Here is a 24464-nt window from a genome sequence, read left to right as displayed (position 1 = left end):
TCATGACGACGTCGCCAAGCATCCTCCCTCCGGCCCCGCCCACACCCGCACCTGAGGTCGCAACCACGATCATCACCACCCCGCGCGCGATCTTTGCACTGCTCGCCGGATTTGCGGCGTTCGCGTTCACGATCGTCCTCCCGACGCTGCTGCTCGACGGCGACACCGGCTGGCATCTCGCGACCGGCGCGTGGATCGTCGCGCACGGCAGCGTCCCGACGCACGATCCCTTTTCGTTTACCGCCGCAGGACGCCCCTGGGTCGCGCATGAATGGCTCTCCGAACTGGCGATGTACGCGAGCTACCGCGCGGCGGGGTGGACCGGGCTGAACCTGCTGACCGGCGCAGCGATGGCGACGCTCTACGCGCTGGTCGCCTCCCAGCTCTGCCGCTGGATGAGTATCCGGGCGAGCATCGTCGCGCTGCTGCTGACAGCGCCGGGTATTGCGCCGTCGCTGCTCGCGCGTCCGCACATCCTCGCCCTCCCACTGCTGGCTGGGTGGCTTATCGCGCTTCTTCACGCGCGCGAACGAGGCCGGGCACCGCCGCTCGTCCTCGTGCCGCTGATGCTGATCTGGGCGAACGCACATGGCAGCTTCATCTTCGGGCTGGCGCTCGCCGCGGTGTTCGCGCTCGAAGCCCTGATCGCCGAAGTCCCCACAGATCGCCACGCGGTCATCGTCGGTTGGGGCGTGTTCGGCGCGTGTTCCGGTATTGCCGCACTGGCGACACCGGCTGGTTTCGGCGGCTTCGTCTTTCCGTTCTACGTCAACGGCCTGAAACTGCTGGCGCATCTCGGCGAGTGGCAGCCCGCCAATTTTTCCACCTTCGCCGCCCCCGAGGCGATCCTTCTCGCGACGCTGTTCTTCCTGCTCGCCAAGCCGGTCCGCATACCGCCGGTTCGCCTGCTGCTTCTGCTCGGCGTCCTGCACTTGGCCTTGCAGCATACCCGGCAGGAGAGCGTGCTGATCATCGTCGGCGTCCTGATACTCGCACAGCCGCTCGGCGCAGCCTGGACATCCGCAACTGCCACCGCGCCCAAGTCGGCGACGGCCCGCCGCGATACGCGTCTGATCGGCGGCCTGGTCCTGCTGCTCGCAATCGCGCTCACGGCATACCGGGTCGCGGTCCCGGTCGTGCGGACCGACAGCGAAGGCATCCCCGCAACGGCATTGCAGCACCTGCCGCGGTCGTTGCGCGACGCACGCGTCTTCAACGAATACAGCTTCGGCGGACCGCTCATCCTTGCCGGTATCCGCCCCTATATCGACGGCCGATCGGACATGTACGGCGACACCTTCGCACTCGACTATTTCGCCATAGCAGCTGGCGATGCGACGCGCTGGCGGGCGGCGAATGCAAAGTGGCATTTCGGCTGGACGATCCTGCCGCCGCACTCGCCGCTGGCGAAGCGGCTCGATCACGATCCGGCATGGCGACGGATCTACGCAGACGATACCGCGGCGATCCACGTCGCCCGCCCAACCCTTTGAACCGCCACGACGCGAAGGGTTTCCGACGCTCGCCGCAAGGCGTATAGCATACCCGAACCATGACTCCTGCCACCCCCCTTCTGCCACCGGCGCATTGGCGCGATTTCCTTGCGCTGACCAAGCCGCGCGTGATGACGCTCGTCGTCTTCACCGGCCTTTGCGGGATGCTCGCAGCCCCGGTCGGCGTGCACCCGGTGATCGGCTTCACCGCGATCCTCTGCATCGCGCTCGGCGCCGGGGCAGCGGGTGCGCTCAACCAATGGTACGAGTCGGACATCGATGCGGTCATGCGCCGCACGCAGAAGCGCCCGCTCCCCGACGGCCGGATGGACCGCCAGGCAGCGCTCCATTTCGGCGTCGGGCTCGGCGCGTTCTCGGTGCTGTTCATGGGCGTCGCGGTGAACATCGTCGCCGCCGCGATCCTGACCGTCTCGATCCTGTTTTACGTCCTCGTCTACACCGTCTGGCTGAAGCGCCGCACGCCGCAGAACATCGTCATCGGCGGTGCCGCGGGTGCGTTCCCGCCGCTGATCGGCTGGACCGCCGCGACCGGCGACATCGCGCTGCTGCCGGTCCTGCTGTTCCTGTTCGTGTTCCTGTGGACGCCGCCGCATTTCTGGGCGCTCGCGCTGTTCATGAAGAGCGATTACGCCGCCGCGGGGGTGCCGATGCTCCCCGTCGTGTCGGGCGAGCGTACCACACGGACGCAGATCGGGCTCTACACGATCCCGATGGCGGCGGTCGCGATCCTCCCTTGGCCGCTCGGGCTGACCGGGCCGATCTACGGCATCGCGGCCGTCCTGCTGACCGGCTGGTTCGCGCTGCTCGCCGTCCGCGTCGCGAAGCGCACCACGCATGCCGACGATGCGATGAAACCGGAGAAGGCCTTGTTCAAATACTCGATCCTGTATCTGTTCGTGATGTTCGGCGCGCTGGTCGTCGACCGGTGGTTCGCATGAGCCTGCCCGATCCAGACCTGATCCGCAGCCGCCAGCGCGGCCGCGCCCGCGTCATGGCGCTCTTGCTGGGCGCGTTCGTCATCCTCGTCTTCGCCATCTCGATCGCCAAGATCCGCGCAGGCATGCCGCACTGATGGATGGCTGGAAGGCCATGTCGCGCACCAACCGCACCGCGGCACTAGCGGTGCTCTTCATCTGCTTCATGACCGGCCTCGCCTGGGCCAGCGTCCCGCTATACCGCCTGTTCTGCGCCGCCACCGGGCTCAACGGCACCACCAACCGCGGGCTAGCCGCCCCCGGCGCGGTCGACCACAAGATCACCGTCGACTTCGACACCAACGTCAGCCCGAAACTCCCGTGGAAGTTCGTGCCCGAGAATCGTTCGGACACGATCGACGTCGGCGCGCGCGACATGGCGTTCTTCACCGCGACGAACACCTCGAACAAACCGCTGACCGGCACCGCGACGTTCAACGTCCAGCCTGCGCAGGCCGGCAAGTATTTTACCAAGATCCAGTGTTTCTGCTTCACGCAGCAGACGCTCAAGCCCGGCGAGACCGCGCGGATGCCGGTGATCTTCTTCGTCGATCCGAAGATCCTGACCGACCCCGACGCGGCCGATATCCAGACGATCACGCTCAGCTATACGTTTTACCCGGTGGATTCTGCGAAAACAGCCAGCTAGAACGTCGCCAAAGAAAATAGGGGAGTACCGATGGCCGGCGCCAAGAACCATGATTACCACATCCTGCCGCCGAGCATCTGGCCGCTGGTCGGGTCGTTCTCCGCACTGATCATGGCGGTCGGCGGCATCATGTGGATGCACGGCGGCCATATCGACAAGCCCAATGGCGGCGGCTGGATCTTCTTCATCGGCCTGACCGGGCTGCTCTTCACCTTCTACAGCTGGTGGGCGCAGGTCATCAAGGAAGCGCATGCGGGCGACCACACCCCCGTCGTCCAGCTCCATTTCCGCTACGGCATGATCCTGTTCATCGCCTCCGAAGTGATGTTCTTCGTCGGCTGGTTCTGGGCGTTTTTCGACTTCTCGCTGTTCCCGACCGCGATGACCTATGCCGACGGCAGCGTCACACGCGCCGTCGAAGGTGGCGCGGCGATCGTCGCGCAGTGGCCGCCAAAGGGCCTGACGGTCATCAACCCGTTCGAACTGCCGCTGCTCAACACGCTGATCCTGCTGACCTCCGGCACCACCGTGACGTGGGCGCACCACGCGCTGATCCACAACCAGCGTGGCGGCGAGAAGACCGGCGCCTGGGGCCTGATCGGCGTCGGCAACCGCGACGGCGTGCTCAAGGGCCTGTGGCTTACCGTTATTCTCGGCGCGCTGTTCAGCTCGATCCAGGCTTACGAGTACGTCCACGCACCGTTCCCGTTCAAGGGCATCAACTACGGCGCGGCGTTCTTCATGGCGACCGGCTTCCACGGTTTCCACGTGCTGATCGGCACGATCTTCCTGATCGTCTGTCTGGTCCGCGCGTACCGCGGCGACTTCACCCCGCGCCAGCATTTCGGCTTCGAGGCGGCGGCGTGGTACTGGCACTTCGTCGACGTCGTGTGGTTGTTCCTGTTCGTTACCGTCTACGTCTGGGGCGGCTGGGGCGCACCCGTCCACGGCGGTTGAGTTTTTTCCATCCCATCAACTGCGAACACCCCGATAGCTACCACCCCGGCGAAGGCCGGGGCCCAATTTGGAAGGCTGCAGTAACGAAGCGCTATCCGCAGTTAATGGCGTACCCCGATTGGGCCCCGGCCTTCGCCGGGGTGGTGACGGTTTTGGATGCGGCACGGACGCGAACCAACCACCGCTCCCTCCCTTATTCTCCCGCGAAGGCGGGAGCCCAGTCTGGATCCCCGCCTTCGCGGGGAAACAAGGGAGAGCGCTGACCGCATGACCGAAGACCCATACCCGCTCGCCAACGCCCCCACGATCGCCCAGGTCGCGCTGAAAGGCCTCTGCCCACGCTGCGGCAAGCCCACGCTCTTCGCGAAATGGTCCAACTTCGCCGACCGTTGCCCGAACTGCGGGCTCGACTTCAGCAAGTTCAACGTCGGCGACGGCCCTGCTGCATTCCTGACCCTGATCCTCGGCGCGCTAGTCGTCGCGCTCGCAATCACGCTCGAACTCAAGGTCCATCCCCCGCTCTGGCTGCACATGCTGATCTGGATCCCCTTCACCGCCGGCGGCGTCGTGCTTTCCCTCCGAGCGGCTAAAGGCGCGCTTATGTCCGCCGAATACCGCAATGCAGCCCGCGAAGGCCGAATCGACCCGTGACACGACGCATTCCGATAATCCCGACCATTCTCGTCACGCTCGCGATCGCGGCGATGATCGGTCTCGGCCTGTGGCAACTCCTCGACCGCCTCCCGAAAAAGGAGGCGTTCCTCGCCCAGCTCGCCGCCAACCCCGCGAAGCCGCCGATGGCTTTCCCGCGCATCCCCGATGAGACGCTGCTCTTTCGCCGCGCCTCGGGCCTCTGCCTCCAGCCGACCGACATCAAGCTCGCCGGCGCCGGCAAGTCCGGCTTCCGCGCGATCGCCCAGTGCCGCACCGGCGCGGAAGGCCCCGGCATGATCGTCCAGCTCGGCACCACGCGCGATCCGATGGCCAAGATCGCGTGGACCGGCGGCGAAGTCTCCGGCTACATCAGCCACGCGCCTGACGGCCGCTCGCTGATCGGATCGCTGTTCGATCACACCCCGCAGCGCCTGATGCTTGTCGCGGACACCCCGCAGGCCGGCCTTAACCCCAACGGCAAGCCCGACATCGCCTCGGTCCCGAACAACCACCTCGCCTATGCCGGCCAATGGTTCTTCTTCGCCGCCATCGCCGCGATCATCTACACCCTCGTGCTCCGCCGCCGGCCTCGCTAGCCGTTCTCCTGCGAACGCAGGAGCCCAGGGTACCGCGCGCATCCCTCCATAACCCTGGATTCCTGCGTTCGCAGGAAAACGGAAAGCGCGCAGCTTGTTCCCTTCCGCTCAGCCCGCTAACCGACGGAACATGCGTTACATCAGCACCCGCGGCTCGGCGCCCATCCTCGATTTCGAAGCGGCGACGCTCGCCGGCCTCGCCTCCGATGGCGGCCTCTACCTTCCCGACGCGTGGCCGACGCTGACCCGCGACGAGATCGCTGAGCTCGCTGGGCTATCCTATGTCGACACCGCCGTCGCGGTGATGGCTCCGTTCGTCGGCGATACGATCACGCGCGAGGAACTGAAGGCGCTCTGCGAACAAGCCTATGGCCGATTCTCGCACGCCGCAGTCGTCCCCCTCGTGCAGCTCGACCACGACCAGTGGCTGCTCGAACTCTTCCACGGCCCGACGCTCGCGTTCAAGGACGTCGCACTACAGCTACTCGGGCTGTTCTTCGAGCGCTTCCTCGCCGGCACGGACAAGCGCCTGACGATCGTCGGCGCGACCAGCGGCGACACCGGCTCGGCCGCGATCGACGCGGTCGCGGGACGCGAGGGGATCGACATCTTCATGCTCCACCCGGTCGGCCGCATCTCCGACGTCCAGCGCCGCCAGATGACCACGGTGCTCAGCCCCAACGTCTACAACATCGCGATCGAGGGCAGCTTCGACGACGCGCAGGCACTGGTGAAGGCGATGTTCAACGATCGCGCCTTCTCGACCAAGTTCGCGCTGTCCGCGGTCAATTCGATCAACTGGGCCCGCCTGATGGCGCAGGTGGTGTATTTCTTCTACGCCGCCGTCCGCCTCGGGGCGCCCGATCGCGGGATCGCGTTTGCGGTCCCGACCGGCAATTTCGGTGACGTGTTCGCGGGCTATGTCGCGGCTAAGATGGGGCTGCCGGTGGCCAAGCTGGTGGTCGCGACCAACGTCAACGATATCCTCCACCGCGCGCTCAGCACCGGCGATTATTCGAAGGGGGGCGTCCAGCAGACCCCGACCCCGTCGATGGACATCCAGGTCAGCTCGAACTTCGAGCGCCTGTTGTTCGACCTCGGCGACCGCGATGGCGCAGCGCTCGCTGCACAAATGGCCGGCTTTGAATCCTCGGGAGCAATGCGCCTCACCAATGCGCAATCGCAAGGTGCCTCCGCCCTCTTCCAGAGCGAACGCATCGACCTCGACGACATGACGCTGGCAATGCGCTGGGCGCACGAGCACGCGGGCCAAGTGATCGACCCGCACACCGCGATCGGCCTCGCCGCCGCGCTGCGTACCGAAGTTCCCGCCGGCGTCCCCATCGTGACGCTCGCCACCGCGCACCCCGCCAAGTTCGGCGACGCGGTCGAGCGCGCGACCGGCGTGCGCCCCTCGCTGCCAACCCGCGTCGGCGACCTGTTCGACCGTGAGGAGCGCTACGCAACCCTGCCGGCGACGTTCGAAGCGATCACCGCCTACATCACCGAGCGCGCGAAGCCGTCGGCATGAAGCTGGAAACCCTCATAGGCGAACCCTGGGCGGATTACGGCCTGATCGACTCGGGCCACGGCAAGAAGCTCGAACGCTATGGCCGTTTCCGCTTCATCCGCCCCGAGCCGCAGGCGATGTGGGCGCCCGCCTCGACCGACTGGCAGGCGCAGGGCGAATTCGTCCCCGGCTCCGACGAGGATGGCGGCGGCCGCTGGGAATTCTCCGAGCCCGTTCCTCGCGAAGGCTGGACGCTCAAGTGGAACGAGGTGTCGTACACCGCGCAGACGACCCCGTTCCGCCACCTTGGTTTCTTTCCCGACATGGCGCCGGTGTGGAGCTGGATGCGCGAGCGCGTCGCGGGGCTCGAGTCGCCCGAATGCATGAACCTGTTCGGCTATACCGGCGTCGGCACGCTGGCGATGGCGACCAAGGGCGTCCGCATGGTGCATGTCGATGCCTCGAAGAAGTCGGTCGAGGCGGCGAAGGCGAACGCGAAACTGTCGGGCATGGCCGATGCGCCGATCCGCTGGATGACGGATGATGCGGCGAAGTTTGTCGCGCGGGAGGTTCGGAGGGGGCGGCGGTATGATGGGATTTTGCTCGATCCGCCGAAATATGGGCGTGGGCCGGAGGGTGAGGTCTGGCGGCTTGAAGAGGACCTTCCCAAGCTGATCGCCGACTGCCGCAAGCTGCTCGACGAGAACTCTCGCTTCCTGTTCCTCACGGTATACGCGGTGCGGATGTCAGCGATCGCGATCGGCGAACTGCTGAACCAGGTCTTCGCGGACCTCCCCGGCAAGGTCGAAGTCGGCGAGTTAGGTGTACGCGAGGAAGCGCGCGGGCTGACGCTCCCGACGGCAATCTGGGCCCGCTGGAGCCGCTGAACTCGCTTTGATTAGCCAGCACCCCGGCGAAGGCGGGGGCCCAATTGGGAAGGTTGGCGTAACGAAGGGTAGTCCTCCGTTGGTTAAGTCCCCCAATTAGGCCCCGGCCTTCGCCGGGGGGGGCTGTTGATTCAGGGTACGGGACAAACACGGCAACTCCCATACCGTTCGTGCCGAGTAGAGATCGAGTAGCCCGCTTGGGCGTATCGAGGGCTCGTATCGAGGTACAGGTTCCGCGTGACAACCTATCCTTCGATACGCCGTCTCGATACGCTCCTTACGGAGCTACTCGACGGCTACTCAGGACGAACGGCTGTAAGGGACCTACCCCGGAATCTGCTGCGAGATGCAGTGAAAGCTTCCGCCGCCCGTCAGGATATGATCCGCACGTTGCCCCACCACCTTACGATCCGGGAACAGCGCCTGGATAGCCACGACCGCCGCCTGGTCGTTCTCCGCCCCATACAACGGCACCACCACCGCGGCATTGCCGATATAGAAGTTCATGTAGCTCGCCGGCACGACCTCCTCGTCGCGGAGCACACGGCCTGGCGATGGGATCGTCACGACCTCCAGCCCGGCCGCCTCGGCATCGCGCGCGGCATTCTGGTACACCTGCCAGTTCGGATCGTTGTCGGTCGCCTTGGGGATCGCCACGCGTCCCTCGCCGACGAACCGCGCGAGGTTGTCGACGTGGCCATCGGTATGATCGTTGACCAGCCCGTCCCCCAGCCACACCACGCGGGTATAGCCGAGATCCGCCGCCAGCCGCGCCTCGATATCCGCCTTGGTCAGCGACGGATTGCGGTTGCGGTTGAGCAGGCACTGCTGCGTCGTGACGACCGTCCCGGTACCATCGCCATCGATCGCGCCGCCCTCGAGCACCCAGTCGCACGCCTCGACCTGCGTGTTCCGGCTCTCCGCCAGTCGCTGACCGATCGTGTCGTCGCCGGGCAAGTCGTACTTCCCGCCCCAGCCGTTGAACCGGAAGTCCCGCGCGCTACCGTCGCCGACGATGATCGGCGCGGTATCGCGCAACCAGATATCGCCGAACGGCTCGACCACCACGTCCGCGAACGGCGCCAGCTTCTTGGCCGTCGTTGCCGAGCCGACGTCCGCCGCGACCAGAATCACCGTCTCGCCCTTGCCGCCGGCATGAACCGCCTTGGCGAACGCCACGACCTCGTCCCGTGCGGGTTCGAGATCCTCCAGCCATAAGTCCGCATGGCTCGGAAAACCGATCCAGACGGCCTTGTGGTGCGCCCATTCGGCTGGGGTCGAGACGGCGGATGTGGTCACGTTACTTGGCTCCTGCGCGATCGCGGTCACGGATGCCGCGGAATTCGGCGGTCTTATACCAGTTCGGCCACAGACTGGTATCGTCCGCGAGCTTGCGCCCGAGCCCGTAATAGATCGTCAGATCCTCGACCGCACCCGACCAGTCCCACTTGGCGTCATATTCGTCCGCAGGCTTGTGATACCGGTGCGCGACATAATCCTCGCGCGCGGCATGTCCTGCTGCGGTGCCACCAACGACAAGGTCCTCGCCGCTGCCGCCATCGAGCATCGGCACGCCCAGCTTGGCGAAACTGAAGTGATCCGACCGGTAATAGCCGCCGCGCTCCGGGTTCGCCTCGATACCGACCACGCGGCCCTCGGCAGCAACGAACGGCTTCACCAGATCCTCGATCTCCGACTTTCCCGCGCCGGTCAGCACGAAATCCTTCGCCCGGCCGTCGACGTTCAGCACGTCCATGTTCACGCCGCCGACGGTATGCGCGAGCGGATAGATCGGATGCTCGGCATAATAGCGCGACCCGAGCAGCCCGGACTCCTCCGCCGTCACCGCCAGGAACGCGATCGAGCGCTTGGCCGGCCCCGCCTTCACCTGAGCCTCCGCCAGCGCCACCAGCCCGGCAACACCGCTCGCATTGTCCGCCGCGCCATTGCAGATGTCGTCGCCATCGACCGCGTCGCAGCGCCCGAGATGATCCCAATGCGCCGAATACATCACGTAATCATTGGGCGCCGCCGTCCCCGGCAGCACGCCGATGACGTTCTTCGACGCCTGCCGCTTGATCGTGTTGTCGAACCCGCCGCCGAACTTCAGCCCGAGCGGTACCGCCTTGAACCCCTTCACCTTCGCCGCCGCCGCCAGCGTCGCGTAATCCTTGCCCGCGCTCGCAAACACGCGTTCCGCCGCCGGCTTCTGCATCCAGCCGACGATCTGCGACTGGTCGAGATGATCGCCCTTCTCGTCCAGCTCGAGCTGCGGCCCGGTCCAGGACGACTGCACGACAGCCCACGGATACGCCGCCGGCTCGGTATCGTGGACGATGATCGCCGCCGCCGCGCCGTGCTTCGCTGCATTCTCGAACTTGTACGGCCAGCGCCCGTACCACGTCATCGCGCGGCCCTCGAAGGGCCCCTCGCGCGACATCGTCTGCCAGTCGGCGTCGTTGATGAGGATGACCACGGTCTTCCCCTTCACATCGGTGCCGGCATAATCGTCCCAGCCCTTTTCAGGCGCGGTGATGCCGTAGCCGACGAATACCACGTCGCTGTTCGCCACCGCGGACTTCGGCGCCACGCGGTACGTGCCCGCGACCATGTCGGTGCGATAGGCGAGACTGACGGGCGCCTTACCGCCGGTGAAGCTGAACGGCGCGACGTTGCCCGCGGTAATCTCCACCATCGGCACGTCCTGCGTCCAGCTGCCCTTATTGCCGGGCTTCAACCCCGCCGCCTTCATCCGCCCGACGATGTACGCGACCGTCTTCGCCTCCGCGGGCGTGGTCGGCGCGCGGCCTTCGTACGCGTCGGACGACAGCACCTGCGTAACGGTCTTCAACGTCTCGACCGAGATCGCGGGCGTAGTCTGCGCGGACGCGGCGGTCCCGAGCAGCAGGAGAGGCAGGATGGCAGCGCGCATGGTCATTCCCCGTTTGGTTGCGCGCGTTCTGGCAAAGCCGGGCGCGCATGTCCACGAGACGACACGGGGCAACGAAAAAGGGCGGCCCCGCAGGACCGCCCTTTTCTGTTCCAAACCGCGCCGTGGCAAAGCCACGTCGTCGGACGTCGCTTGAGCGACGCCGGCCGGTCGACGAATCTACTCGGCTTAACGCGAGTAGAATTCGACGACGAGGTTCGGCTCCATCTTCACCGGGTAAGGCACTTCGTCGAGCGTCGGAACGCGCGTGAAGGTGACCTTGGCCGCACCGTCGGTGGCGACGTAATCGGGGATCTCACGCTCGGCTAGGCTCTGGGCTTCCATGACCAGCGCCATTTCCTGCGCCTTGGTGCCCAGCGTGATCTCGTCGCCGACGAAGCAGCGACGCGAGGCGATGTTGCACTTCACGCCGTTGACGCGGATGTGGCCGTGCGAGACGATCTGGCGTGCCGCGAAGATCGTCGGTGCGAACTTGGCGCGGTAGACGATCATGTCGAGGCGCTGCTCGAGCAGGCCGATCAGGTTCTGCGAGGTATCGCCCTTCAGACGCGCAGCCTCATGGTAGCACGCACGGAACTGCTTCTCGGTCACGTCGCCGTAATAGCCCTTGAGCTTCTGCTTGGCGCGCAGCTGGATACCGAAATCGCTGACCTTGCCCTTGCGGCGCTGGCCGTGCTGGCCCGGGCCGTATTCGCGCTTGTTGACTGGCGACTTGGGACGACCCCAGATGTTCTCGCCCATACGGCGATCGAGTTTGTACTTCGCGCTCTGACGCTTCGACATAGTAAGTCCTTGGCAAATGCTAACAACGTTGTTCCCGGTATCGCTCTGCTGGCTGTACGAGACGGATGTCCAGACAGGGCAGGGCCACCGCTTCACCGGGGTGCAGGGCCATTGCGAAGGCGGGCGCCTAGACGGGGGGCGGTCCAGAGTCAAGCTGGACAGGCCGGATGGGGCTCGGCAAGAGACGGCGCATGACCATTCTCCCCGGGCCCGATTGCACCACCATGACCGATGTCCGCGCAGGCGTCGACGCGCTCGACCGCGACTTGGTCGCGCTGCTCGCCAAGCGGTTCGCCTACATGGACGCCGCCGCGCGGATCAAGCCCCAGCGTGGGCATGTCCGCGACGAGGGTCGGAAGACACAGGTGATCGACAACGCGCGGGCCGAGGCGGTGAGACTGGGCGTTCCGGAGGCCGTGGTCGCGGATCTGTGGGAACGCCTGGTCGAAGCCTCGATCGCCTACGAACTCGCCGCCTTCGACCGGCGCTAGGCTCGCGGCCGCTTCCCCGCCAGCGACGACAACACGCCGCGGAGAGTCCGGATCTCCTGGCTCGACCAGCCCGGCTTGGTCAGCAGCGTGCGGAGAGTCCGCCGCGTCGACTGCATCTTGTCGGGCAGGTGGAAGAACCCGGCGCCCATCAGCATCGCATCGAGCTGCCCGATCATCCCGTCGAGCTCCTCCTGCGGCGCAGGTGGCATGATCGGATTGATCGACGGCTGTGACAGCTCACGTTCGGCGGTCAGGCCCTTCGACCATTCATAGGCGACCAGGATCACCGCCTGGGCGAGATTGAGCGACCCGAACTCCGGGTTGATCGGCACCGTGATGATCGTCCTCGCAACTGCGACGTCGTCGGTTTCGAGGCCGGACCGCTCGGGCCCGAACAGGATCGCGGAGCGGCCGGGGGCTGCGTGGATCTCGGTTGCGGCCTGTTCGGGGGTGACAACCGGCTTGGTTACGCCGCGTTTCCGCACCGTGGTAGCGAAGACCTGCGCGCAGTCGGCGGTGGCGGCAGCGACGCTGTCGTAGACCTTCGCGTTCTGGAGCACGATGTCGGCGCCACTGGCGGCGGGCCCAGCCGAGGGGTTGGGCCAGCCGTCGCGCGGGGAGACGAGGCGCATTTCGGTAAGCCCGAAGTTGAGCATGGCGCGCGCCGCCTTGCCGATGTTCTCGCCGAGTTGGGGACGGACGAGGATTATGACGGGGGGTGGAGCTCCAACCGCCCCATCTCCATCCGCGAGTACATCGCTGTCCCCAGCCGCGTCCGTACCAATCATGTTTTCGTCAATCACGTCGCCAAATCCACCAATCTCGCCAAAGTCGTCCGGCTCGGCCAATCCACTTTGCTCAGCCAAACCATCCCGCTCATCCAACCCACCCCGTTCGTCCTGAGTAGGGGCTGAGCGAAGCCGAAGACCCGTATCGAAGGATTTGCGCGAGAGTAAGCGCACTGCGCCCCAATCCCCCGCCGCCAGCGCTTCCTTCTTCGCCCGCGTCCAGCCTTTCAACTGACGCTCGGCCGCCAGCGCCTCGATCCTGCTCGGGAAGTCCTGCGACCACATCAGCGTAACCGGGCGCCGGTTGTGTGTGTATCCGGGGAGCTCACCGTGCTGGTGCTGGGCAATGCGGCGTTCCAACGAGTCGGTGTGGCCGATATAGTAGCTGCCGTCGGAACAGCGGAGCATGTAGGCGTAAAAGCTCATGCAACCTGTCCTTCGATACGGGCCTTCGCCGCGCTCAGTCCCTACTCAGGACGAACGGAAGAGGGGTGAGGAACCGTCGATAAGGTAAAGTTTGTGATGCTGCCAGTTGCGCGGACACAAACCCGGACAAGGACGAGGCTGAACGAGAGCAGGCCAAGAGAGAAGGACGAATCACTCCGCTCGCCCAACCTCCTCAACACTCCCAGCAAAAGCCTCGAAGTCCTTAGCCTCGCTAAAGTCCCGATACACACTCGCGAACCGGATATACGCCACGGAATCGAGACCCTTGAGCCCGTCCATCACCATCTCGCCGATCCGCTTCGATGTGACGTCGTTCTCGCCCAGCGTCTCCAGCCGCCGCTGGATCCCGCTCACCAGCTTCTCGATCCGCCCCGGCTCGATCGCCCGCTTCCGCGTCGCGATCGACAACGACCTGAGCAGCTTCTCCCGGTCGAAAGGCTCTCTCCGCCCCTCGCTCTTCAACACGAACAGCTCGCGCAACTGGATCCGCTCGAACGTCGTGAAACGCGCGGCGCAGCCTTCGCACTGGCGCCGGCGTCGGATCGCCGCCCCGTCTTCGGTGGGGCGGCTGTCCTTTACCTGGCTGTCTTCATGTCCGCAGAAGGGGCAGCGCATTCAGACCTTCTTCTTGCCCTTGTAATAGGCGTAGCCCGCGCCCGCGAGTGCGCCGAAGATTGGGCCGATCACCGGCACCGGGATCGCCACGACCGCGCCGAGTGCGCTCCACTTGGCCATGCTCTTGCCGAGGCCGGGCGTCGCCTTGATGTCGTTCTGGAGGTCATCGATCTTCGACATGTCTTATCCTTGATAGATCGGGAAGCGCGCGCAGAGTGCACGAACACGCGTCCGAACGTCCGCCTCGACTTCCGGGTCCCCATGCTCGCCCTTTTTCGCGAGGCCGTCCAGCACGTCGGCGACCATGTTGCCGATCTCGCGGAACTCCGCCGGGCCGAAGCCGCGCGTCGTGCCCGCGGGCGAGCCGACGCGGATGCCGCTGGTCTTCACCGGCGGCAGCGGATCATTGGGGATGCCGTTCTTGTTGCAGGTGATGCCCGCACGCTCCAGCGCCTCGTCCGCATCGCGGCCGGTAATGCCGAGCGGCGTGAGATCGATCAGCGCCAGATGCGTATCGGTGCCGCCCGAAACGACGTCCGAGCCGCGCTCCTTGAGCGTCGCCGCGAGCACCTTCGCGTTCTCGACGACCGCAGCGATGTAGCTCTTGAAGTCGGGCTGCAACGCCTCGCCGAACGCGACCGCCTTCGCCGCAATCACATGCATCAGCGGCCCGCCTTGGAGGCCCGGGAACACCGCCGAGTTGAACTTCTTCGCCAGCGCCTCGTCATTGGTCATGATCATGCCGCCGCGCGGGCCCCGCAGCGTCTTGTGCGTGGTGGTCGTCACGACATGCGCATGACCGAACGGCGTCGGGTGCAGGCCCGCCGCGACGATGCCGGCGAAATGCGCCATGTCGACCATGAAATACGCGCCGACCTTGTCCGCGATCGCGCGGAAACGCGCGAAGTCGATCGTCCGCGGATAGGCCGAACCGCCCGCGATGATCAGTTTCGGCTGATGCTCGACCGCCAGCGCCTCGACCTGGTCGTAGTCGATCAGGTGCGTGGTCGCGTCGACACCGTACTGGATCGCGTTGAACCACTTGCCCGACATGGCCGGCTTCGCGCCATGCGTCAGGTGACCGCCCGCATCGAGGCTCATGCCGAGGATCGTGTCGCCCGGCTTCACCAGCGCCAGCATTACCGCGCCGTTCGCCTGCGCGCCCGAATGCGGCTGCACGTTGACGAACCCGCAGCCGAAGATCTGCTTGGCCCGCTCGATCGCGAGCGTCTCGACGACGTCCGACGGCGCGCAGCCCTGGTAATAACGCTTGCCCGGATAGCCTTCCGCGTACTTGTTCGTGAACACCGACCCTTGCGCCTCGAGCACCGCCTTCGAGACGATGTTCTCCGACGCGATCAGTTCGATCTGCGTCTGCTCGCGTTCCAGTTCGGCAGCGACGCCGGCGAAAACGGCAGCGTCCGCATCGGCCAGGCCGCGCGTGAAGAAGCCATCCGGCTGGACGTCGTGGAGTTCGCGGGGCTGAGTGCTCATGCGGGGACCTTTGTGGAAAGTTTGTCGACACGGAGTTGATGACGGCCGCCGGCGAATTCGGCGGACAAGAAAGCTTCGACGCACGCCTTGGCCATTTCCTCGCCTATCAGGCGCGCACCCATCGCGATGGCGTTGGCATCGTTGTGGATGCGCGCGAGGCTCGCCGACAGCGGTTCGGAGACCAGCGCGCAGCGGCAGGCGGGATTGCGGTTGGCGGCGATCGAGATGCCGATACCCGAGCCGCACAGCGCGATGCCGCGGTCCGCGCTACCATCGGCGATCGCTGCGGCAAGCTTGAACCCATAATCGGGATAATCGACGCTGGCGGTACCCTCAGGACCGAGATCGAGCACATCATGCCCCGCCTCGCGCAGCCAAGCGGCGAGCACCGCTTTCAACGAAACGGCGGCGTGATCGGACGCGATGGCGATGCGCACCTGGCGTATTCCTGTGACGGGGGATCGGGTGCCCAGCCCCATATCGACCCGAGCGCGCATTTGCCACACCTGTTCGCGGGTCGTGATGGACGACGACATCCCATTTCACTCTGTCATCCTGACGAAAGTCAGGACCCAGGGTTACAAAGCGCAGTTCTACGTTACTCTGGGTGCTGACTTTCGTCAGGATGACGGAGCAATGCTGGCTCGCTCGCCTGCGCCATAGGAGACGTCCATGAAAGCCCTCGCCCTCCTAACCGCCGCCGCGCTGACCGCCTGCTCAGGCCCCGCCCCCAATACCAGCAGCGACGGTAACATGACCTCCGCCGGATCGGTCGAGCGCAAGGTCGCCGCCCCCAAGCCCAAAGCGCCCGACTATACCGGCCGCTGGATCGCCGTCGAAGGCATGGTCCTCGACATCGCCCCCACCGCCGCACCCGGCCACTATGCGCTGACGATGCAGTGGGACCTCGACAACAAGGGCAAGTTCGACGGTATCGCGAACGGCGACACGATAACGTTCGAACGCAACGGCGTCCGCGAAACCCTGCGCGCGACCAACGGCGACGCGACCGGGCTCAAATATCTGTTCGGCAAAACCGACTGCCTGACCGTCAAGCCCGGCGAAGGCTATTGCCGCGACGGACTTAGCCGCTAGGTTCCCGCACGTGACTATCGCACATGCCTCCCCCGCCCAGGCGAACGCAGACGCCGCCCGCGCGCATCTCTCAGAAGTACTCCTGCGCACGGGCCAAGAGGACCGCGAAGCGTTTCGCGAACTCTATACGCTGACCAGCGCGAAGCTTTTCGGGATCACCCACCGTATCTGTGGCAACGCCCAAGCCGCGGAGGATGTGCTGCACGAGGTCTATCTCACGATCTGGAAACGCGCCGGTGCCTGGGAACCCGGCCGCGCGAGCCCGATAACCTGGTTGGCGACGATCGCGCGCAACCGCGCCATCGACTGGCAGCGCGCGCAGGGCGTCCGCCGCACGAGCCCGCTCGACGATGCGCCCGACATCGCCGATCCTGGCGAGGGTGCCGAAGCGGGGATGCTGGCGAGCGAATCGTCGCGCGAACTGATCGAGTGCCTGAACGGCCTTGAACCGCAACAGCGCGATGCGATCCGCACCGCGTTCTTCGACGGCATCACCTACGCCGAACTCGCGATCAAGCGCGCCGTGCCGCTGGGCACGATGAAAAGCTGGGTCCGCCGCGGCCTCGCGCGCCTGAAGGATTGCCTCGATGGTTGATCCGACCACCGATACCGGCGTGCCTCAAGATGTGGCGGCCGCCGAACTCGCGCTGGGTCTGCTCGAAGGCGAGGAGCGCGGTGCAGCACTTCGGCGCGTGCTAGCCGAACCCGGTTTTGCTGCGCAGGTCGAATGGTGGCGGTCGCGCTTTGCCGCGTTGTTCGACCTCTGGCCGGAATACGCCGCCCCGCCGCATCTCGCCGCGCGGATCGAAGCCAGCCTCGACAGTCCAACCGCCGCCAAGACCAGCCGCTTCGCCTGGCCCGCACTCGCGGCCGTCACCAGCGCGATCGCCGCATCGCTGCTGCTGTTCGTCATGGTCCGCCCCGAACCGACCGTGCCCGTCGCCCAGCCGGTGCCCGTCGCCCGCGCATCGAGCGTGCTCGTCGCGATGCTCGGCGATGCGAAGTCGCCGGTTGCCGCGGTCTACGATCCTGCGAACGGCGCACTCCGCGTCGCGGCAGGCCCCGGCGTTCCGGACGCGCGCGTCGCGCAGCTCTGGGTGATCGGTGGCGACGGCGTGCCGCATTCGCTCGGCCTGCTCTCGGGCCGTCCGACCTCGCTGGCACCCAAGGGCATCGACCGCGGTCGCATAGCCCCCGGTGCGACACTCGCGATCTCGGTCGAGCCACTCGGCGGCTCGCCGACCGGCCTGCCGACCGGCCCGGTCGTCGCCACCGGCGTAGTCGCGCGCGTCTGATGACCAAGCGACCCGCCGCGACCGGCGGCATCCCGCCGATCGCGCGCCTCCTCGGGCTGAGCGGCCTTCTTCCGCAACTCGCGGCGGTCGCGCTGCTGCTGAGCGGCGATCCGCAAAGCCGGTTCTCAGCGCTGGCGATCGCCTACGCCTATGCCGCGATCATCCTGAGCTTCCTAGGCGGTCTCTGGTGGGGCCTCGCCGCACGCACCGACTCGCCGCCGCGCTGGCTCTGGTTCGTGAGCGTCGCGCCATCGCTGATCGCACTGGCCACCGCCTGGCCCTGGATGGTCGGCCTGCGCTGGCCCGGTCCCTCGCTGGTCGTACTCGGCATTAGCCTCATCGCCGCACTGCTCGTCGACCGAGCCCTAGTCCGCGCCGGCATCGCACCACCCGGCTGGATGGCCTTGCGCATACCCCTGTCGCTCGGCCTCGGCGGCCTGACGATGCTCGCCGCCGCGCTTTAAGGCCACGCCGCACGATTCGCGGGCTAGCTCGATTCATGGTACGAATCGGTCATGAATACATCCGCCGCGAGTCTCCGCACCGATCGGCAGGAAAAGGCGCGTTTCACCACCGCCGAGTTCCTGCGCATGGGTGAATCCGGCGCGTTCGACGACATGAAAGTCGAACTGGTCGAAGGGGAACTCGTCCGGATGAACCCGCCCCAGTTTGCGCACGCCTCGCGCCAGGCCAAGATCGCCATTCGCCTGTCGCATCTATTTGCTGAGTCGAGAATCGTTGGCGAGGCCGGCGTCGATCTGGGTAACAATACAGTGCTTGGCTGCGACGTCGCGGTTCTACGCACATCAGTGGAAGAAAACCGCCTATTGCTCGCTACCGACTTCCTGCTCGTCGTCGAAGTCGCGGAAACGTCGGTCGCGCGCGACACCACGATGAAGCGCTTCGCCTATGCGCGCGGCGGCATTCCGCACTACTGGGTGGTCGATGGCATTCGGCGCGTCGTCCATGTCTACGCCAACCCTTTGGAAGGCGATTACACGCGATTCCATTCGGTAGGTTTTGGCGAAGTCCTAAATGTGCCCGGCACCGACGGCACAATCACGATCGACTGACCAGCGCTGCCCCGCAGTGAGCGGGACCAGCCTCAGGCCGCCTTGCGCAGATCCAACCGGCTCCAGATTTCGACCAGCGCATCCGTCAGTTCGCGCATCATCGCCTCGGTATGCGCAGGGCCCGGCGTGAACCGCAGCCGCTCGGTACCGCGCGGGACGGTCGGATAGTTGATCGGCTGCACGTACACGCCGTATTCGGCGAGCAGCACGTCGCTGATCTTCTTCGCCTTGACCGGATCGCCGACCATCAGCGGCACGATATGCGTGTCGCCGATCATTACCGGCAGCCCGGCGTCTTTCAGCATCGCCTTCAGCATCGCCGCGGACGCCTGCTGCCCCTCACGCTCGACACTTGAGCTCTTCAAATGCCGCACGCTGGCGAGCACCCCAGCGACCAGCACCGGCGACAGCGAGGTCGTGAAGATGAACCCCGGCGCGTAGCTGCGGATCACATCGACGATCGTGCGATCGGCGGCGATATAGCCGCCCATCACGCCGAATGCCTTGCCGAGGGTGCCCTCAAGGATCGTGATCCGGTGCGCGACCTCGTCCCGCTCCGAAATGCCGCCGCCGCGCGCGCCGTACATCCCGACCGCGTGGACTTCATCGCAATAGGTCAGCGCGTTGTACCGGTCGGCGAGATCGCACACCGCGGAGATCGGCGCGATGTCGCCCTCCATCGAATACACGCTCTCGAACGCGATCAGCTTCGGCACGGCCGGATCTTCCGCGGCCAGCAGTTCCTCAAGATGCGCGAGATCGTTGTGACGGAACACGCGCTTTTCACAGCCCGAGTTACGGATGCCCGCGATCATCGACGCGTGGTTCAGTTCGTCGGAAAAGATGATGCAGCCCGGCAGCACTTTGGCCAACGTCGCCAGCGTAGCCTCGTTCGAGACGTATCCGCTGGTAAACAGCAGCGCCGCCTCCTTGCCGTGCAGGTCGGCGAGTTCGCCCTCCAGGTCGACATGGTAATGCGTGTTGCCGCCGATGTTGCGCGTGCCACCCGAGCCCGCGCCGACGTCGTGCAGCGCCTCTTCCATCGCCGCGATAACCTTCGGGTGCTGGCCCATCGCGAGGTAATCGTTCGAGCACCAGACGGTGATCGGCTTCGGCCCGTTATGCCCGGCGAAGCAGCGCGCGTTCGGAAACGCGCCCTTGTTGCGGAGGATGTCGATGAACACGCGGTAGCGCCCTTCGGCATGCAACCGGTCGATCGCCTGCGTGAAAACGCGCGAATAATCGACTCGCGGAACCAAGGTAGAATCCGTTGCCGAGATGCCGTTGGTAATCATAGGCTTGGGCACTACGCCTCGCTTTCACTCGTTTCCAGCGCAATACCGCTCTTACGGTGATCGCTTTCCTCATCCTGGCAGCACATTGCCACGATGCGGCCGCGACGCAAGGTGGCACATTGTCCCAGGTAAACGCTTAAAGCTGCTCGATCCTGCCAAACCCGCGCGCCCCCAGAGCCGGTCCGAGCGCGCGTTCGTCGTCGCCCAGTCGGGTGAAGACGGCAACGCCCTCCCCCGCTCCCGACCATGATTCGCCCTGCATGAGATGAACGATCCGTCGCGCGATCCCCGGTCCGCCATCGACGAAGCGCACGCCGGGAGCAGCGGCCGCAAGCTCCGCTTCGACCAGTGGGAAATGCGTGCAGGCATTGACGATCACGTCGATCGCGTCGCCGCCGGGCTGCGAAAACAAGCCATCTAGCACCGCTGCATAGCGTTCCGGCGCGACGACTCGGCCGTGCAATTTCGCCTCGGCCATCTCGACCAGAGCCGCCGAGCCGTAGCGCAGCACCGTGCAATCGCCCGCGAACTTCGCCGCCAGATCGTCGACATACGCCTGCCGCACGGTCGCCTCCGTCCCCAGCACGCCGATCGTCCGGGTCTTCGAAAGCAGCGCGGCGGGCTTGATCGCCGGCACCGTCCCCACCACCGGCAGGTCGAGCGCGGCGCGCACCACCGGCAGCGCGATCGTCGAGGCGGTGTTGCACGCGATCACGATCAGCCGCGGCCGATACCGCTCCGCCAGCCGCCCCAGCAGCACCGGCACGCGCGCCGCGATCTCCGCCTCGCTCTTGGTCCCGTAGGGGAAGCCGGCCGAGTCGGCGGCATAGACGAACGGCGCATCGGGCAGCGCCGCGCGCGCCGGACCGACAATCGACAGCCCGCCGACACCGGAATCGAAGAACAGGATGGGGCGGGTGTCCATACAGCGCTCTTAGGCCGGTTCGGCCCGTGCAAACCAGTACCCGTCGCCGCCCCCAACTCGTCATCCTGACGAAAGTCAGGACCCAGAGCTACGCAAGCCACCGCCTGTAATCCTGGATCCTGACTTTCGTCAGGATGACGGATGGTGAGAGATCGATGCCCAGCGACGCCATTTGCCGTCAGCCCCGGGTCGTTTATAAGCCCCTCCAGAACGGGGGACATAGTTGCAGACGGAAATTCTCTGGGTGGCGCCCACGCTATCGCTCGTGCTGAGCTATCTGCTCGGCTCGATCCCGTTCGGCGTCATTCTCACGCGGCTCGGCGGCGCAGGTGATCTGCGCACGATCGGCTCGGGCAACATCGGCGCGACCAACGTGCTGCGCACCGGACGCAAGGGCCTCGCCGCCGCCACGCTGCTGCTCGACATGGCCAAGGGCGCGGTCGCCGTGCTGCTCGTCGCACACCTGTTCCCCGGCAACGCACTCCTGGCAGCGGCCGGCGCGTTCATCGGCCATTGCTACCCCGTCTGGCTCAAGTTCAAGGGCGGCAAGGGCGTCGCGACGCTCATGGGCATCGTCGTCGCGCTGCACTGGCCGCTCGGGCTGGTCTACGCGGTCGTCTGGCTTGGCCTCCTCGCGGGTCTCCGGATCTCCTCGGTCGCCGGCATGGCCGCCGCGCTCAGCGCGCCGTTTGCAGCCGCGCTGTTCGGCCGGTTCGACCTCGTCCTGCTGCTTCTCGCGCTAGCGCTGATCGTCCTGTGGAAGCACCGCGAGAACATCGAACGCCTGTTCTCCGGCACCGAGCCGCGCATCGGGTCCAACCGGCAAAAGAGTGACTGACCCGACGGTCTCGAGACTTCGGCTCATCCGCACGACCGGGATCGGACCGGTCACCTATCGCCAGCTCATCGCCCGCTTCGGCAGCGCCGACGCCGCGATTGACGCGCTCCCCGTGCTCGCCCAGCGCGGCGGCGGACGCGCGCCGAAAATCGCAGACGCAGCGCTAGCCGAACGCGAAATGGCCGCCACCGCCAGGCTCGGCGCACGCTACCTCTTCCTCGACGACCCCGACTATCCCCGCCTGCTAGCCGAGATCGAGACCGCGCCCCCGGCGCTCATCCTCCGCGGCGACGTCACCCACGCCACCCGACCCTGCATCGCCATGGTCGGCGCGCGCAACGCCTCCGCCGCCGCCTGCCGCTTCGCCCGCCAGCTCGCGCTGCAACTCGCCGAGGAAGGCACCACCATCGTCTCCGGCCTCGCCCGCGGCATAGACACAGCCGCGCACATCGGCGCACTCGGCGGAGGCTCGAGCGGCGCCACGATCGGCGTGATCGCCAGCGGAATCGACATCGCCTACCCGCCCGACAACACCGCCTTGCAGGAACGCATCGCCACCGACGGCCTCCTGCTCGCCGAACAGCCCCCCGGCACAGAGCCCAAGGCGCGCAATTTCCCCTCGCGCAACCGCATCATCGCCGGCCTCGCGATCGGCACGGTGGTGGTCGAGGCCGTCCCCAAATCCGGCTCGCTCATCACCGCGCGCCTTGCCAACGAATCCGGCCGCGAAGTCATGGCCGTCCCCGGCAGCCCGCTCGATCCCCGCGCGCAAGGCTGCAACCTGCTGATCATACATGCGACAGTTTACAAACGTTAATCTTCCATCGATCTCAGCTGGTTAGTGAATGTCCGATTTGGGAAGGGGAGCGGAACGGCAGCTTTCGGGAAGGCAGGTGGCATTAGCCGACATTGCGGGGCTCAGCTTTTCCCGAAAAGGATCGAGTTTGAGGAATTAACCGCTGCCTCGTATTGTGGTGTGTGGAACAAGAATATAGGATCAGGCTGTGCAGTCTTACCCTATCGGCATGATCTTACCGGTGCCCGGCTCGGGGCGTCTGGTTCTATTCGAAGCGTATCCGACGAGGGATGTCATTCACCGCGAAATCTGGGGGCGAGAGGTGTTCTTGTTCGACGCCGGCAACCGGCCCGTTTGGCAGATCGCACCGGAACCAGGCGCGACGGACGACATGCACCGGAAGTTCGATGCGACCCGCCCCGCGACCGACACCTTCTCCGCCATCAGCAATATCGAAGGACGATTTTATGCAAGCCGGATCGGCGGTGACACCTTTGTGATCGATATGACGACGGGCGCTGCCTCTTATAGTGGCTGGGCACGGACATAGCCCTTCGTAGCGATCAGATCGCGGGATTGTCGATCTTCGCGCGAGCGTTCCCACAACCAATCGAATTCGGGAATGTCTGGGTTGGGAAGGAAAGAGGACCTTCCGCTTTGGGGGCACACCCCCCCCCAAGAATCCGACCACTGAACGGGTCTCTCAGATGCATCAGTCTTTTGCATCGCCGGAGCCCGTCGTTTCCTGCCGTTCTTAGGTTGATGCGCAATCCGTGAATTTTGCATCACAACAGCAGCCGCACTACCGCCGATGTCTAATTTTCCGGTAGGCTAAAAAGGTTCTCTACGGGCACGTTGAATAGCTGGGCCAGCTTGAGCGCCAATGACAAACTAGGCTCGAACCGACCTGTCTCGATTGAGTTGATGGTTTGTCTGGAAACGCCAACGAGCGTTGCCAATCCAGCCTGCGTAAAGTTCGACTCAGCCCGGTGTTCCGGGAGGCGAGTTAGGACGCCCATTTGCGCGCAGCCGTCCGACCGAACAAGATCGTGAGTGCTGAGAACAGGATAAGGGGGGCAGGCCCCTGTATAGGCGGGCTAATCCCGGTCATATCTAACAGGCCCCACACTGTAAGGGCAGCGGCAGTCCACGCGCCACTCATGCCGAGCGACCAGTTCTGCACTCGATGAAACAGCTCATCCTGCCGGATGCTCATGCGCCACCATAGCAGGCCAGATAAGGCAGCAAAGCCGATTACCCAGGCCACGACCCCAGCGGCAGGCAGATAGAGGGAAGAAGTCGAAACAGCGGTGCCTTCAATGGGCATTGCGCCCTGAAACTCGATACCCACTCGGTGCGCAGCGTCAGCGGTCCATTTGAAAAGCGGCATAACGGCCACCACGGCGCTAGCCATACTCCCAGACACAAGGCGTCGGCTCTTTTGATCTAAAGCCGCCCAATTGACCCCGGCCCCACGGTGAGTGAACTCGTACATCTGCTTCCCCTACGCTTTCGCAGAATGTCAAACATACGCGACATTTCGAGTCAAGTATGTTTGACTCGTAGGGCGGCTTTCTGGGTTGAACGGAGTCACCCCTTCATAGGCCTCATAGCGCTCAATTTGAGCCAGTCCTGTGATGCAAACTTTTGATTTTTGCATCAGGAATGACCGGACCGGAAAAAAACGCGCTGAACGAATGACCGCTTTCGGGAGCCGTGATTCGCAACCGGAACGTCCGACTCTGTGAAGGAAATCGGGCATCGGTAGATGTACGATATCCTCCAAAGCATGAAGCCGCGGGCCGCAAATGCTGGTCTATGGGTTTTTCGGTTTTCGC

At 65.4% G+C, this 24464-nt stretch carries 28 protein-coding genes and 1 pseudogene; 18 read left to right on the top strand and 11 right to left on the bottom strand.

The genetic code is table 11. The features are described 5' to 3' along the window. The first annotated feature begins 2 nt into the window (after positions 1–2). The 9 genes from C8J45_RS17730 to C8J45_RS17695 all read left to right on the top strand — a co-directional run bounded on the left by C8J45_RS17730 (position 3) and on the right by C8J45_RS17695 (position 7741). Positions 3–1493 carry a hypothetical protein gene (locus tag C8J45_RS17730; protein WP_107964472.1) on the top strand — a complete coding sequence of 497 codons (1491 nt, stop codon included), beginning with the start codon at positions 3–5 and terminating at the stop codon, positions 1491–1493. Between the two features lie 59 nt (positions 1494–1552). Next, positions 1553–2452: a heme o synthase gene (locus tag C8J45_RS17725; protein ID WP_107964471.1), complete on the top strand. Its 900-nt coding sequence runs from the start codon at positions 1553–1555 to the stop codon at positions 2450–2452. Next, a complete protein-coding gene (locus tag C8J45_RS19345; protein WP_165886435.1) occupies positions 2449–2586 on the top strand; it encodes a hypothetical protein in 138 nt (45 codons plus the stop codon). Before C8J45_RS17725 ends, C8J45_RS19345 begins: the two co-directional genes overlap by 4 nt. Further along, positions 2586–3137: a cytochrome c oxidase assembly protein gene (locus C8J45_RS17720; protein WP_107964470.1), complete on the top strand. Its 552-nt coding sequence runs from the start codon at positions 2586–2588 to the stop codon at positions 3135–3137. Before C8J45_RS19345 ends, C8J45_RS17720 begins: the two co-directional genes overlap by 1 nt. A 30-nt stretch (positions 3138–3167) precedes the next feature. Further along, entirely contained in the window at positions 3168–4094 is a 927-nt protein-coding gene (locus C8J45_RS17715; protein WP_107964469.1) for a cytochrome c oxidase subunit 3, read from the top strand. A gap of 267 nt (positions 4095–4361) precedes the next feature. Beyond that, complete coding sequence (locus C8J45_RS17710; protein ID WP_107964468.1) at positions 4362–4745, top strand: DUF983 domain-containing protein; 384 nt, start codon at positions 4362–4364, stop codon at positions 4743–4745. Continuing rightward, a complete protein-coding gene (locus C8J45_RS17705) occupies positions 4742–5344 on the top strand; it encodes an SURF1 family cytochrome oxidase biogenesis protein (protein ID WP_258191518.1) in 603 nt (200 codons plus the stop codon). Before C8J45_RS17710 ends, C8J45_RS17705 begins: the two co-directional genes overlap by 4 nt. Positions 5345–5474: 130 nt before the next feature. Continuing rightward, complete coding sequence (gene thrC, locus C8J45_RS17700; RefSeq protein WP_107964467.1) at positions 5475–6875, top strand: threonine synthase; 1401 nt, start codon at positions 5475–5477, stop codon at positions 6873–6875. Continuing rightward, on the top strand, positions 6872–7741 hold the full coding sequence (locus tag C8J45_RS17695) for a class I SAM-dependent methyltransferase (RefSeq protein ID WP_107964466.1): 870 nt from the start codon (positions 6872–6874) through the stop codon (positions 7739–7741). The genes thrC and C8J45_RS17695 overlap by 4 nt, the downstream gene beginning before the upstream one ends. Positions 7742–8065: 324 nt before the next feature. Here the strand turns inward: C8J45_RS17695 and C8J45_RS17690 are convergent, their stop codons facing one another. The 3 genes from C8J45_RS17690 to rpsD form a co-directional block, all read right to left on the bottom strand. Beyond that, complete coding sequence (locus C8J45_RS17690) at positions 8066–9040, bottom strand: agmatine deiminase family protein (RefSeq protein ID WP_107964465.1); 975 nt, start codon at positions 9038–9040, stop codon at positions 8066–8068. Position 9041: 1 nt separating this feature from the next. Further along, the gene (locus C8J45_RS17685; protein ID WP_107964491.1) at positions 9042–10673 is read right to left on the bottom strand and encodes a M28 family peptidase; all 1632 of its coding nucleotides are present in this window, start codon (positions 10671–10673) and stop codon (positions 9042–9044) included. A gap of 186 nt (positions 10674–10859) precedes the next feature. Beyond that, complete coding sequence (gene rpsD / locus C8J45_RS17680) at positions 10860–11474, bottom strand: 30S ribosomal protein S4 (RefSeq protein ID WP_056487297.1); 615 nt, start codon at positions 11472–11474, stop codon at positions 10860–10862. Positions 11475–11665: 191 nt separating this feature from the next. Between rpsD and C8J45_RS17675 the strand changes: the two genes are divergently transcribed. Continuing rightward, on the top strand, positions 11666–11965 hold the full coding sequence (locus C8J45_RS17675) for a chorismate mutase (protein WP_107964490.1): 300 nt from the start codon (positions 11666–11668) through the stop codon (positions 11963–11965). Here the strand turns inward: C8J45_RS17675 and C8J45_RS17670 are convergent. From C8J45_RS17670 to rpiB, 5 genes are all read right to left on the bottom strand, one after another. Continuing rightward, on the bottom strand, positions 11962–13179 hold the full coding sequence (locus C8J45_RS17670) for a TrmH family RNA methyltransferase (RefSeq protein ID WP_107964464.1): 1218 nt from the start codon (positions 13177–13179) through the stop codon (positions 11962–11964). The two genes, C8J45_RS17675 and C8J45_RS17670, sit on opposite strands and share 4 nt — an antisense overlap. A gap of 171 nt (positions 13180–13350) precedes the next feature. Continuing rightward, positions 13351–13815, bottom strand: coding sequence for a transcriptional regulator NrdR (nrdR, locus tag C8J45_RS17665; protein ID WP_056053297.1), 465 nt, complete (start codon positions 13813–13815; stop codon positions 13351–13353). Continuing rightward, a complete protein-coding gene (locus tag C8J45_RS17660; protein WP_107964462.1) occupies positions 13816–13995 on the bottom strand; it encodes a hypothetical protein in 180 nt (59 codons plus the stop codon). It abuts the gene before it with no gap. A gap of 3 nt (positions 13996–13998) precedes the next feature. Further along, entirely contained in the window at positions 13999–15309 is a 1311-nt protein-coding gene (glyA, locus tag C8J45_RS17655) for a serine hydroxymethyltransferase (RefSeq protein WP_107964460.1), read from the bottom strand. Beyond that, on the bottom strand, positions 15306–15746 hold the full coding sequence (gene rpiB / locus C8J45_RS17650) for a ribose 5-phosphate isomerase B (protein ID WP_107964458.1): 441 nt from the start codon (positions 15744–15746) through the stop codon (positions 15306–15308). Before rpiB ends, glyA begins: the two co-directional genes overlap by 4 nt. A 235-nt stretch (positions 15747–15981) precedes the next feature. On the opposite strand from rpiB, the gene C8J45_RS17645 reads away from it, so the two are divergent. The 5 genes from C8J45_RS17645 to C8J45_RS17625 all read left to right on the top strand — a co-directional run bounded on the left by C8J45_RS17645 (position 15982) and on the right by C8J45_RS17625 (position 18772). Further along, a complete protein-coding gene (locus C8J45_RS17645) occupies positions 15982–16404 on the top strand; it encodes a hypothetical protein (RefSeq protein ID WP_107964456.1) in 423 nt (140 codons plus the stop codon). A gap of 10 nt (positions 16405–16414) precedes the next feature. Further along, positions 16415–16999: a sigma-70 family RNA polymerase sigma factor gene (locus tag C8J45_RS17640; RefSeq protein WP_107964454.1), complete on the top strand. Its 585-nt coding sequence runs from the start codon at positions 16415–16417 to the stop codon at positions 16997–16999. After that, positions 16992–17699 (top strand): anti-sigma factor domain-containing protein, encoded by a 708-nt coding sequence (locus C8J45_RS17635; RefSeq protein WP_107964452.1) that lies wholly within the window; start codon positions 16992–16994, stop codon positions 17697–17699. Before C8J45_RS17640 ends, C8J45_RS17635 begins: the two co-directional genes overlap by 8 nt. Then, positions 17699–18163, top strand: a complete 465-nt coding sequence (locus C8J45_RS17630) for a DUF3429 domain-containing protein (RefSeq protein ID WP_107964450.1) — start codon at positions 17699–17701, stop codon at positions 18161–18163. Before C8J45_RS17635 ends, C8J45_RS17630 begins: the two co-directional genes overlap by 1 nt. A 126-nt stretch (positions 18164–18289) precedes the next feature. Continuing rightward, entirely contained in the window at positions 18290–18772 is a 483-nt protein-coding gene (locus C8J45_RS17625) for a Uma2 family endonuclease (protein ID WP_219907402.1), read from the top strand. A 32-nt stretch (positions 18773–18804) separates the two neighbouring features. On the opposite strand, the gene hemA is transcribed toward C8J45_RS17625, so the two are convergent. Both hemA and murI read right to left on the bottom strand, forming a co-directional pair. Beyond that, the gene (gene hemA, locus C8J45_RS17620) at positions 18805–20031 is read right to left on the bottom strand and encodes a 5-aminolevulinate synthase (RefSeq protein WP_374956453.1); all 1227 of its coding nucleotides are present in this window, start codon (positions 20029–20031) and stop codon (positions 18805–18807) included. A gap of 172 nt (positions 20032–20203) precedes the next feature. Beyond that, positions 20204–20992: a glutamate racemase gene (gene murI, locus C8J45_RS17615; protein WP_107964446.1), complete on the bottom strand. Its 789-nt coding sequence runs from the start codon at positions 20990–20992 to the stop codon at positions 20204–20206. Between the two features lie 223 nt (positions 20993–21215). Here murI and plsY point away from each other — a divergent pair, with 223 nt between their 5' ends. The 3 genes and pseudogenes from plsY to C8J45_RS17600 all read left to right on the top strand — a co-directional run bounded on the left by plsY (position 21216) and on the right by C8J45_RS17600 (position 23176). Further along, positions 21216–21830 carry a glycerol-3-phosphate 1-O-acyltransferase PlsY gene (gene plsY, locus C8J45_RS17610; protein ID WP_258191517.1) on the top strand — a complete coding sequence of 205 codons (615 nt, stop codon included), beginning with the start codon at positions 21216–21218 and terminating at the stop codon, positions 21828–21830. Beyond that, a pseudogene (gene dprA, locus C8J45_RS17605) lies at positions 21823–22620 on the top strand (DNA-processing protein DprA); the annotation flags it as partial. The gene plsY and the pseudogene dprA, both read left to right, overlap by 8 nt. A 235-nt stretch (positions 22621–22855) precedes the next feature. Further along, complete coding sequence (locus C8J45_RS17600) at positions 22856–23176, top strand: hypothetical protein (protein WP_055879890.1); 321 nt, start codon at positions 22856–22858, stop codon at positions 23174–23176. A gap of 265 nt (positions 23177–23441) precedes the next feature. On the opposite strand, the gene C8J45_RS17595 is transcribed toward C8J45_RS17600, so the two are convergent. After that, a complete protein-coding gene (locus C8J45_RS17595) occupies positions 23442–23645 on the bottom strand; it encodes a helix-turn-helix transcriptional regulator (RefSeq protein ID WP_107964442.1) in 204 nt (67 codons plus the stop codon). Between the last annotated feature and the right edge of the window lie 819 nt (positions 23646–24464).

It is taken from the genome of Sphingomonas sp. PP-CE-3G-477, from assembly GCF_003050745.1.
In the GTDB taxonomy this organism is placed as follows: Bacteria; Pseudomonadota; Alphaproteobacteria; order Sphingomonadales; family Sphingomonadaceae; genus Sphingomonas.
Note: the sequence above shows the minus strand (reverse complement) of the source record. Positions and strands in the feature narration are given on the sequence as shown.

What these genes read in the sequence shown, in the direction of transcription:
- C8J45_RS17730 (WP_107964472.1), top strand. Translation starts at nt 3, where the DNA reads ATGACGACGTCGCCAAGCATCCTCCCTCCGGCCCCGCCCACACCCGCA.
- C8J45_RS17725 (WP_107964471.1), top strand. Translation starts at nt 1,553, where the DNA reads ATGACTCCTGCCACCCCCCTTCTGCCACCGGCGCATTGGCGCGATTTC.
- C8J45_RS19345 (WP_165886435.1), top strand. Translation starts at nt 2,449, where the DNA reads ATGAGCCTGCCCGATCCAGACCTGATCCGCAGCCGCCAGCGCGGCCGC.
- C8J45_RS17720 (WP_107964470.1), top strand. Translation starts at nt 2,586, where the DNA reads ATGGATGGCTGGAAGGCCATGTCGCGCACCAACCGCACCGCGGCACTA.
- C8J45_RS17715 (WP_107964469.1), top strand. Translation starts at nt 3,168, where the DNA reads ATGGCCGGCGCCAAGAACCATGATTACCACATCCTGCCGCCGAGCATC.
- C8J45_RS17710 (WP_107964468.1), top strand. Translation starts at nt 4,362, where the DNA reads ATGACCGAAGACCCATACCCGCTCGCCAACGCCCCCACGATCGCCCAG.
- thrC (WP_107964467.1), top strand. Translation starts at nt 5,475, where the DNA reads ATGCGTTACATCAGCACCCGCGGCTCGGCGCCCATCCTCGATTTCGAA.
- C8J45_RS17695 (WP_107964466.1), top strand. Translation starts at nt 6,872, where the DNA reads ATGAAGCTGGAAACCCTCATAGGCGAACCCTGGGCGGATTACGGCCTG.
- C8J45_RS17685 (WP_107964491.1), bottom strand. Translation starts at nt 10,673, where the DNA reads ATGCGCGCTGCCATCCTGCCTCTCCTGCTGCTCGGGACCGCCGCGTCC.
- rpsD (WP_056487297.1), bottom strand. Translation starts at nt 11,474, where the DNA reads ATGTCGAAGCGTCAGAGCGCGAAGTACAAACTCGATCGCCGTATGGGC.
- C8J45_RS17675 (WP_107964490.1), top strand. Translation starts at nt 11,666, where the DNA reads ATGACCATTCTCCCCGGGCCCGATTGCACCACCATGACCGATGTCCGC.
- C8J45_RS17670 (WP_107964464.1), bottom strand. Translation starts at nt 13,179, where the DNA reads ATGAGCTTTTACGCCTACATGCTCCGCTGTTCCGACGGCAGCTACTAT.
- nrdR (WP_056053297.1), bottom strand. Translation starts at nt 13,815, where the DNA reads ATGCGCTGCCCCTTCTGCGGACATGAAGACAGCCAGGTAAAGGACAGC.
- C8J45_RS17660 (WP_107964462.1), bottom strand. Translation starts at nt 13,995, where the DNA reads ATGTCGAAGATCGATGACCTCCAGAACGACATCAAGGCGACGCCCGGC.
- glyA (WP_107964460.1), bottom strand. Translation starts at nt 15,309, where the DNA reads ATGAGCACTCAGCCCCGCGAACTCCACGACGTCCAGCCGGATGGCTTC.
- C8J45_RS17645 (WP_107964456.1), top strand. Translation starts at nt 15,982, where the DNA reads ATGAAAGCCCTCGCCCTCCTAACCGCCGCCGCGCTGACCGCCTGCTCA.
- C8J45_RS17635 (WP_107964452.1), top strand. Translation starts at nt 16,992, where the DNA reads ATGGTTGATCCGACCACCGATACCGGCGTGCCTCAAGATGTGGCGGCC.
- C8J45_RS17630 (WP_107964450.1), top strand. Translation starts at nt 17,699, where the DNA reads ATGACCAAGCGACCCGCCGCGACCGGCGGCATCCCGCCGATCGCGCGC.
- C8J45_RS17625 (WP_219907402.1), top strand. Translation starts at nt 18,290, where the DNA reads ATGGGTGAATCCGGCGCGTTCGACGACATGAAAGTCGAACTGGTCGAA.
- murI (WP_107964446.1), bottom strand. Translation starts at nt 20,992, where the DNA reads ATGGACACCCGCCCCATCCTGTTCTTCGATTCCGGTGTCGGCGGGCTG.
- C8J45_RS17600 (WP_055879890.1), top strand. Translation starts at nt 22,856, where the DNA reads ATGATCTTACCGGTGCCCGGCTCGGGGCGTCTGGTTCTATTCGAAGCG.
- C8J45_RS17595 (WP_107964442.1), bottom strand. Translation starts at nt 23,645, where the DNA reads ATGGGCGTCCTAACTCGCCTCCCGGAACACCGGGCTGAGTCGAACTTT.